This is a genomic window from Pseudoalteromonas sp. PAST1 (genome assembly GCF_021532515.1).
In the GTDB taxonomy this organism is placed as follows: domain Bacteria; phylum Pseudomonadota; class Gammaproteobacteria; order Enterobacterales; family Alteromonadaceae; genus Pseudoalteromonas; species Pseudoalteromonas simplex.
Genome location: NZ_JAKGBH010000006.1, coordinates 142,579 through 151,289 on the forward strand (window position 1 = coordinate 142,579; position 8,711 = coordinate 151,289).

Consider the following 8,711-nt stretch of genomic DNA (forward strand, 5'->3'; position numbering starts at 1 on the left):
TTAAGTCAACGCTCTGTAGTTAGAACGTTTTGTTAGTAATATGGTGTAGACCCTTAACAGCCTATCACATGCTGAAAATTTGCAAAAACTTTCACGACTAAAAAAGCCAGCATAATGCTGGCTTCTAGATTCTTTATAACTTAGGTATTAGCGAGGTAAGCTTGGGAAAGTTACTTCAGCCATATCACGCATACAACGTACTACCTGACAGCTATAACCGAACTCGTTATCGTACCAAACGTAAAGTACAACGCGGTTGTCATCTACGATTGTCGCTTGTGAATCAACAACACCTGCGTAACGGCTACCTACTAAGTCAGTCGATACGATTTCAGTAGACGCTGTGTAATCGATTTGATCACGAAGGTCTGAATGAAGTGCTGTTTCACGTAAGAACGCATTTAGTTCTTCAACAGTTGTACCTTTTTCAAGGTTTAAGTTCAAGATAGCCATTGATACGTTTGGCGTAGGAACGCGGATAGCGTTACCAGTTAGTTTACCTTCAAGCTCAGGTAAAGCTTTAGAAACCGCTTTTGCAGCACCTGTTGAAGTGATAACCATGTTAAGTGCAGCAGCACGGCCACGACGCTCAGCTTTGTGGTAGTTATCAATTAAGTTTTGGTCATTGGTGTACGAGTGAACAGTTTCAACGTGACCATTTTTGATACCAAACTTATCGTTAAGCGCTTTTAACGTTGGCGTAATAGCATTGGTCGTACAGCTTGCTGCACAGACAATTTTATCTTCAGGTTTGATATCTTGGTTGTTAACACCGTACACGATGTTCTTGATGTTACCTTTAGCTGGTGCAGTTAATAATACTTTTGCTGCGCCTTTCGCTTCTAAGTGCTGACCAAGGCCTGCTTCGTCTTTCCAAATACCTGTGTTATCAACAATAAGCGCATTCTCAATGCCGTAAGCTGTGTAATCAACTTCGCTTGGTGAGTTAGCATAGATAACTTGGATGTAGCTACCGTTAGCTTTAATTGCATTGCGCTCTTTGTCAATTGTAATTGAGCCATTGAATGGACCGTGGATAGAATCACGACGAAGTAAGCTTGCACGCTTTTCTAGGTCACCATCTTTACCACCACGTACAACGATTGCACGTAAACGTAGGTCTGCATAAGGACCTGACTTCTCGATTAAAAGACGCGCTAATAAACGACCGATACGACCGAAACCGTATAACACAACATCACGTGGTTCTTTACGCTCTGAGTTTGCGATTTCTGCTAATTCGTCAGTTAAGTACTCTTCAACTGAGCGACCTTTCGCAGCATCGTTAAACAAATAACCATACGCTAGTTTACCAATATCGATACGTGCTGAGTTTAAGTCCATTTTGCTAATTGCTTCTAAGAAAGGGAAGCTTTCACGTAAACGTAGTTTTGTACCTTCAAACTGAGCAACTGTTTTGTGTGCTTTGATGATATCGATTGTACTGGCATTAACGAGAGGACGGCCATATACAGCGATTTCGATACCACGATTACGGTAAAGTCTACCAATGATAGGTTGCATACTTTCTGCGTAATCTTGACGTTCTTGCCAGCTGCTTGTGTATTCTAACTCGTGAGATGAGGTCATTTTTTTTACCTAATTAAACAATTTTGAACGGATAGCCTTAAAAAATGTGTTGTGATTTGAGAGCAACACATCTCAGGCAGGGGTATTCTAATTTAAACTCGAACGATTCTCCACTGTTACAGAACAAATCATTGCGCTAGAATAAAGTAGTACAAATTAAGTAGAGGTTAAGGAATGTTATTAAGAGCAAGCGTGTTGCTTGGTTTATTGGCATTAGCAGGCTGTGAAGATCCGCTTACACTGGCGAAAGTGTGCGACGAAACACCTGGCTTCTGCAGTGATTTAAATAAAGACAGTCACTGTAAAGAGCAACGTGCCGAGGTCATCATTCAACGTTATGTTGAATATAAGTCGCCAACAGACGAAAACAAATATCAATTATTAAAAGACTTTGAGAAATACGATCAATGTGTATCGCTTGCGGCCAAGATTGAGCATATAAAACTAAAAGAAAAAACCACCTCTCGCGTTGAAGGTCATTTAACAAGCATTAAAGAAATGACACGTATTTTTCAAGATACCAAAAATACGAACCACCCTGGTTTGTTGTATTACCATTGGTCACGTAATAACGACCAATCAGCGTTAACTAAACTACTCGCCCTTGAAGAAAAACAAGATAAACGGGTGACCGAAGATGCTGAAATGCAGTTTTTCTTGGCAAGCTACTACGTGAAGTTTGATGATGAAAAAACCATTGATTTGCTATACAAAACGCTCGAGTTAAATAAAGCAGGTGAAACACCGAATCCAGAGATCTACCCGACTCTGGTCAGCTTATTTTACAAACACGAAAAGTATAAGCACGCATACACTTTTGCACGCGTGGCACAATTATCAGGGTATGAAAATGTCGATATTTTACCTATCGAACATCAACTTGCTGCCGCAGGCAAAAGCCTAGACAGCTTAGATGATTTAGCACAAAAAACCTACGACAGTATCCAAGAAGGAAGCTTCGTATCACCACGCGGGTTTTGATAATTCCAACTCGCTAATGTGCAGTGCTCAGACAAATAAAAAAGGCAGCTAACGCTGCCTTTTCTTATTTTGCTTTGCTTGTACCAACTTCTACACGAGTTTTTAGCTTTTGACCTGGTCTAAAAGTCACAACTCGGCGTGCCGAAATAGGAATATCTTCACCTGTTTTCGGATTGCGGCCTGGACGTTCTTTTTTATCTCGAAGATCAAAGTTACCAAATCCAGAGAGCTTAACCTGCTCGCCTTTTTCTAGCGCTGAGCGGATTTCTTCAAAAAACGCTTCAACTAAATCTTTGGCATCTTTTTTATTGATCCCGAGTTTTTCAAATAGGTGTTCAGCTATGTCGGCTTTAGTAAGCGCCATATCTAGTCCCTCAACGATGCGTTAAATTGTTCGGCCAGTGCGGCCACCACATTATCAACTACTTGATTGATATCTTTCTCTTCGAGCGTTCTATCAACCGCTTGCAGTGTTAGAGCAATCGCCAAACTCTTATAATTTGGCTCAATACCTTTGCCCTTATACACATCGAATAAGTTTAGGTCAACCAATTGATTTCCGCCAACTTTTTCTATGACATTTAAAATATCGCCAGATTTTACGTGATCTTCCACTAAAATCGCTATATCACGGCGGTTTGACGGGAATTTCGACACTGCCACTGCTTCTGGTAATTTTCTTTTTTCTAGTGCAGACATTTCGATTTCAAACACAAATGCTGTGTTGTTGATATCTAGTGACTTTTGCACCTGTGGGTGCACTGCACCAAAGAAACCTACTTTTTTACCATCAACATAAATAACGGCTGATTGGCCTGGGTGTAAGCCATCAGACTGCTCTGCTTTTATCTCATAACGTGATGAATCGTTACTAATAGCTAAAAGTGCTTCAACATCACCTTTTAAATCATAGAAATCAACGCTACGCTTCTCTTGAACCCAATGTTCACCGTGTGCAAGACCTGAGATTACACCACCGATAACAGCAACTTGGTTTACACCGTTTTCAGCATTTTCGTCACGTAAGAATTTTAAGCCGTGCTCAAATAAACGTACACGTGGTTGCTGACGGTTTTGATTATAAACTAGAGACGCTAATAGACCCGGCATCAAGCTCACGCGCATTGCCGACATTTCAACCGAAATTGGGTGTGGCAATACAAGCGCATCACTTTGCGGGTGTAAAATTGCTTGTGCTTTTGGATCAACGAAGCTGTAAGTAATTGCTTCTTGGTAACCACGTGTTACAAGCGTATTGCGGAATTTAGTTACCGCAACATGCGACTCGTCATGGTTAGTCATTTTTAATTTAGCAGTTGGTGCAACGTTAGGAATACTGTTATAGCCGTATACACGCGCAACTTCTTCAATTAAATCTTCTTCGATACGAATATCAAAGCGATAGCTAGGTACGTCAGCACTCCATACACCATCAACAACTTTAACGTCTAAACCTAAACGCGTTAGGATGTCAGTTACTTTTGCATCATCAATGTGGTGGCCAATTACACGGTCTAAACGCTCACGACGTAAACGTACTTCTGTTACTTTTGGTAATTTGTCAGTTGCAACTGCTTCAACAACTGGGCCTGCTTCACCGCCAACAATTTCAAGAAGTAATGCTGTCGCTCGTTCCATCGCATCTTTTTGCAGTGCAAAATCGACACCACGCTCGTAACGGTGTGACGCATCTGTGTGTAAACCGTAGCTACGTGCTTGACCCGCAATAGCGACAGGGTTAAAGAATGCACTTTCTAATAAAATATCTGACGTTGATTCAGTTACACCTGACTTTTCACCACCAAAAATACCTGCAATAGCAAGCGCTTTATTGTGATCAGCAATCACAAGCGTAGACTCGTTTAGTTTTGCAGTGTTGCCATCTAACAGAACTAACTCTTCACCCGCGTTTGCGCTACGTACTTTAATACCACCTTCAATCGCATTTAAATCAAATGCGTGCATTGGGTGGCCTAGCTCTAATAACACGTAGTTTGTTACATCAACAACAGGGTCAATTGAGCGAATACCACTGCGACGCAGTTTTTCTACCATCCAAAGTGGTGTTTCTGCATCAAGGCTAATACCTTTGATGACACGACCTAAATAACGAGGACACGCTTCATCATTCACAAGCTCAATCGATACTTTGTCATCAATCGTTGCAGCAACTGGTGCGATTTCAAGTGTGTTTACATCAACACTGTTAAGTACACCCACTTCGCGCGCTAGGCCTTTGATACCTAGGCAATCACCACGGTTAGGTGTTAAGTCAACATCAATAATGTTGTCGTCTAGGCTTAAGTACTCACGTAAATCAGTACCGATTGGCGCATCACTTGGTAATTCCATGATGCCATCGCCTTCTTCGCTGATACCTAATTCAACGAATGCGCACAGCATACCGTGTGAAGGTTGACCACGAAGTTTGGCTTTTTTAATTTTGAAGTCGCCAGGTAATACAGCGCCAACAGTCGCAACAGCGACTTTTAAGCCTTGACGACAGTTAGGTGCACCACAGACGATATCAAGTAGCTCATCACCACCTACGTTTACTTTAGTTACACGTAACTTATCAGCGTCTGGGTGTTGACCACACTCAACTACTTCACCAACAACAACGCCTGTGAACTCAGCTGCTGCAGGCTCAACACCGTCAACTTCAAGACCAGCCATTGATAACTGTTCCGAAAGAGCCTGTGTGTCGATTGCTGGGTTAACCCACTCTCTTAACCACTTTTCACTAAATTTCATTTTATATCTTCACTCTTAACGGAACTGGTTTAGGAATTTTAAATCGTTTTCGAAAAATGCACGTAAGTCGTTTACGCCGTAACGCAACATCGTCAAGCGCTCAACACCCATACCGAATGCAAAGCCTGTGTATTTTTCTGGATCAATACCCACTGATTTAAGAACGTTAGGGTGAACCATGCCACAGCCTAATACCTCTAACCACTTGCCGTTTTTACCCATAACATCAACCTCAGCTGATGGCTCGGTAAATGGGAAGTAAGAAGGACGGAAACGAATTTCCATATCTTCTTCAAAGAAGTTACGTAAGAAGTCGTGCAGAATACCTTTTAACTCAGTGAAGCTTACATCTGTATCAACCATTAAGCCTTCCACTTGGTGGAACATTGGCGTGTGTGTTTGGTCGTAATCGTTACGATAAACACGACCTGGAGAAATGATGCGCAGTGGTGGCTGCTCAGTTTCCATGGTACGGATTTGTACACCACTTGTTTGTGTACGTAACACAAGCTTAGGGTTGAAATAGAAAGTATCGTGATCAGCACGCGCTGGGTGGTGCTCAGGAATATTTAGCGCATCGAAGTTATGAAAATCATCTTCAACTTCAGGACCTGATTTAACCGCAAAACCTAACTCACCAAAAAAGCTTTCAATACGTTCAATAGTACGAGTTACTGGGTGTAAGCCACCTGTTGGCATAACACGACCCGGTAAAGTTACGTCGATCGTTTCTGCCGCTAGCTTCTCTTCAAGAGCCTTACTTGCTAGTAACTCACGCTTTTCGTTAATGGCTGTTTGTACTTCTTGTTTTGCTTGGTTAATCACTTGACCCGCTTCTTTACGCTCTTCAGGGGCAATCTTGCCTAGCGTTTTAAGTAAGCTGGTGATTTCACCTTTTTTACCAAGGTAATTAACCCTGATATCTTCTAGTTGCGCGATTTCATTCGCACTGGCAACTGCCTCAAGTGCTTGCGCTAAAATATTTTCTAAGTTCATTGAGTACCTGGTCTTTCACAGAAGGATTTTTGTAATAGCTAATGATAACTGAAAGCAAGGACTAGATTCTAGCCCTACTAAAGCTTTAACGTTGATTTTATAAAAGGAATTGTTAATTTTCTTTGTGCAGCCATTGAGGCGTGGTCAAGTTTATCTAAAACGTCTAATAATGCACGCATATCACGGCTTAATCGCGTTAATAAAAAGCGCGCGCATTCATCCGTCAATTCAAGGCCACGCATGTGAGCACGGCGTACGAGCGCTTCGGCTTTGTCATCATCGCTCATTGAACGAATTTGTAACGTTGTGCCCCACTTCAAACGCGAAACTAAATCCGGTAGGTTGATATGTAGCATGTCAGGTAATAAATCAGCTGTGACCACAAGGTATTTGCCCGGCTCATTAAAGCGATTGAAAAAGTTAAATAATCCTTTCTCCCATGCATCGTTGCCTGCTACCAAGTGCACGTCATCAATACATAACACGTCAAGGTTTTCGAGACCTTCAAGTACCACAGGGCCGTAGTCAATCACTTCACGCATCGAAAGTAACATGGTTGACAAACCGCGCTCTTGAGCGTGAATACAGGTCGCATACAACAGGTGCGATTTACCTGAATCGCCCAAACCGCATAAATAAGTATATTGAAATTTGTTACTAAGCTTTGTGAACGCATCTTTAAGGTGACTCACTTCAAGCGAGTTTTCGCCACCAAAATAAGAAGTAAATGTTTCATCATCAGGCAAAGTAACTGGCAATGCCATTTGCATTGGTTCTTGCACTGCGATTAAAGCCCCTGCCACTGATATTCAAGCTCATCTTTATTGACCACTTGATAGAAATCACGCGGGTCCTGATACGCTTTAAAGGCACTATCAAGTTCTAACGCTTTTCTAAAATCATTCATGCTGCCAGTGTGATTAACAGTAAATTGAACGCTATCAGGTGTACGCACAGATATTACGGCACGAGTAACAACACTTAAGCTCTCTAAACGGCGTTTAGCAAATTCAATATCAACAAAGTTATTGATACCTTTAAGATAGAAAGTTGCTGTAGCAAGTTGGCCAATCATCGTTGGATCTATTGCGTATTCTGCTGCTAAGCCACCTGCTAAACTATCAATCATGTCTGCAACAATTTGCTGCTTATCACCCATCAAACGATTAGTATCGAATAATTCAGCATTCGTAAAACGCCAATCAAGGATCCAGGTTTCTGAATCAGCTTGTTGATACATTCTTGCAGTAATACTGCGCTCTGCACTATAACGACTTGAAGCTCGCTCTACAGGCTCAGAGAAATTACCCCACACTTCTGGTATCCCAACAATAGCGCGATCTTGTAAATCAAGTAGTGGCACAACCACAGGTAAACCACGACGACTTGCTTTGTCGTATATAAGCTGTTCAAGCTGTGGGTATGATTCTTGAGTAACCAATTCACGGCGCCAGTTATCTTCAATGCCTAGCCAGATCGCCACCAAAGGACGACGTGTCCCCCAAAGTGGCAAGCCAAGATCTTTGATTAATGCATTAATCTTATTGGCTTCGAACTTAACAACTAGATTTAAACTGCCATCTGCTTTTTCGTCATATTCAAATTTGAGCATGTAATCGGAAATGTCGCGGGTGCGTTGTTTAGCAACCGGGTTTTGATCTGCGCTTGTGTCCCCACTTACTTTCACCAACACATTTAGCAGCGCTTCACGGCTTGCTGCCAAACGAGCATCACGTGATTTGTCTGCAACTTTAAGAGTATCTTGATATAAATTAGTCACCTCAACAGCAAAGGTTGAAGCACTCGAAAAAAATAATAATAAACAAATAAGTAATCTAGACACAGGCCATTAGTTCTTGCTTTTAAACTGATTTGATCCTAAATCAAAGCCATAAACAAAGCAAAGTTAATTTAATGAACGGCAGCTGAGCGAGCTCGTGAATTACAAGAGTAAAGTTAGCGAGGGGAAAGTTGAAGGAGTAAAGGTTTGGAATTCTGGCGTAGGTTGGGTAGAGCGCAGCGAAACCCAACAGCGTGGTAATTCGTCATGCACAATGAAGAGATAAAGCTCATTAATAAAAGACGAATTAGCGCAAGGTGAAGTAAGCCATTTTAGAGATCGCTAACCTGTTAGACCAGTAGAGATTTTAAGAATTTTTAACCATGGGTTATGAAGAAGGTCATATGGATTATGTTGGGTTTCGCTCCGCTCTACCCAACCTACCTGGCTGAAAGCTAAAACGCAAAAAAGCCCGACTCTTTTGAATCGGGCTTTCTCTTATTTGGAGCCTGGCGATGACCTACTTTCACATAGCAGCTGCTACACTATCATCGGCGCTGTTTCGTTTCACTACTGAGTTCGGCATGGGGTCAGGTGGGTCCAAAACGCT

The 8,711-nt window shown here is 41.9% G+C and carries 7 protein-coding genes and 1 rRNA gene; 1 reads left to right on the forward strand and 7 read right to left on the reverse strand.

The features are described 5' to 3' along the window. Positions 1-147: 147 nt before the first annotated feature. On the reverse strand, positions 148-1,590 hold the full coding sequence (locus tag L1272_RS04695; RefSeq protein WP_054552896.1) for a glyceraldehyde-3-phosphate dehydrogenase: 1,443 nt from the start codon (positions 1,588-1,590) through the stop codon (positions 148-150). A gap of 174 nt (positions 1,591-1,764) precedes the next feature. On the opposite strand from L1272_RS04695, the gene L1272_RS04700 reads away from it, so the two are divergent. Further along, positions 1,765-2,571: a DUF2989 domain-containing protein gene (locus L1272_RS04700; protein WP_054552895.1), complete on the forward strand. Its 807-nt coding sequence runs from the start codon at positions 1,765-1,767 to the stop codon at positions 2,569-2,571. A gap of 64 nt (positions 2,572-2,635) precedes the next feature. Here the strand turns inward: L1272_RS04700 and ihfA are convergent, their stop codons facing one another. From ihfA to rrf, 6 genes are all read right to left on the reverse strand, one after another. Then, complete coding sequence (gene ihfA, locus L1272_RS04705) at positions 2,636-2,935, reverse strand: integration host factor subunit alpha (protein WP_002960690.1); 300 nt, start codon at positions 2,933-2,935, stop codon at positions 2,636-2,638. A 2-nt stretch (positions 2,936-2,937) separates the two neighbouring features. Then, a complete protein-coding gene (gene pheT, locus L1272_RS04710) occupies positions 2,938-5,325 on the reverse strand; it encodes a phenylalanine--tRNA ligase subunit beta (RefSeq protein ID WP_235372851.1) in 2,388 nt (795 codons plus the stop codon). 15 nt (positions 5,326-5,340) lie between these two features. After that, positions 5,341-6,321 (reverse strand): phenylalanine--tRNA ligase subunit alpha, encoded by a 981-nt coding sequence (pheS, locus tag L1272_RS04715; protein WP_054552893.1) that lies wholly within the window; start codon positions 6,319-6,321, stop codon positions 5,341-5,343. A 77-nt stretch (positions 6,322-6,398) separates the two neighbouring features. Further along, positions 6,399-7,109, reverse strand: a complete 711-nt coding sequence (gene hda, locus L1272_RS04720) for a DnaA regulatory inactivator Hda (RefSeq protein ID WP_171038282.1) — start codon at positions 7,107-7,109, stop codon at positions 6,399-6,401. Beyond that, positions 7,109-8,164, reverse strand: a complete 1,056-nt coding sequence (locus L1272_RS04725) for a DUF2066 domain-containing protein (RefSeq protein WP_138618828.1) — start codon at positions 8,162-8,164, stop codon at positions 7,109-7,111. Before L1272_RS04725 ends, hda begins: the two co-directional genes overlap by 1 nt. A gap of 444 nt (positions 8,165-8,608) precedes the next feature. Then, a 5S ribosomal RNA gene (rrf, locus tag L1272_RS04730) occupies positions 8,609-8,711 on the reverse strand; the annotation flags it as partial.